We start from the raw sequence: 851 nt of genomic DNA on the forward strand, positions 1-851 counted from the left end.
CCACCAGGATCGCGGATGCAGCCGCCTCGTCGCCTTCCGGCGAGACGAATATGGCGCGCGCCGCACCGCTGGAGATCAGCTTTTCGGCAGCCTTCTCGATATCGATCTCGCCCAGGGTGGAACGCGCCGGTTCGGGCTCGACAGCCGTCTGCTCTGTCGCCGTCGTATCGGGCATTGCGACCACATCCGGTGCCTCGGCCATGGCCGGCATCGCGGCGGCATAGGGCTCCGCTTCATCCGCACGTTCAGGCAGCTCCTGGCCAACCAAGGAGTCCTGCAGGACGGCAGGCTCGTGGCGGACAAATGGCTTGGCGACCGGCGCCTGCGCCACATGGGGCATCGCGACCTCATCGATCCGTTCAAAACGGGAACCGCTCGCCGGTCGCATCGCGCGACCTGAAAACAGCTCCCGCAGAAGCGTCACGATGGCCATGATCAGCAGCGATGCGGCGAAAGCCGCGCCGACGATCGGCCCGACCTTCGGGAAGTAGGCCTCGGAGGGAACCGAAGCCTTCGAGGCGATCCGCGCGTCGACCGGCAGATAGTTGCGATCCTGGCGCGAAGCGGCTTCGCGGTAGTTGGTCAGGTACAGTTCGAGTTGCTGTCGCTTGGCGGTCGCGTCGCGCTGCAGTGCGTCGAGATCGACCTGTTGTTCGCCGGCCTGCGCCGAAGCGGCTTTCAATGTGTTGACGTCGGCGACAAGCTGGTTCTCGCGGGCCTTTGCCGTCTCGGCCTGCATCAACAGGCCTTTCATGATCTTCTGGGCCTCGCTGCGAATCTGTGCGTCGAGATCGGACAGTTGCGATTTCAGCGCGCGAATGCGCGGATGATTGCCAAGCAGTGTCGTCGAC

Annotated in this window: 1 pseudogene; it reads right to left on the minus strand. The window is 64.6% G+C overall.

Annotated elements, in window-relative coordinates:
* Nucleotides 1-851, minus strand: a pseudogene (locus EN906_RS35735) (chain-length determining protein); the annotation flags it as partial.

Source organism: Mesorhizobium sp. M7A.F.Ca.CA.004.06.1.1 (assembly GCF_003999135.1).
GTDB lineage: Bacteria > Pseudomonadota > Alphaproteobacteria > Rhizobiales > Rhizobiaceae > Mesorhizobium.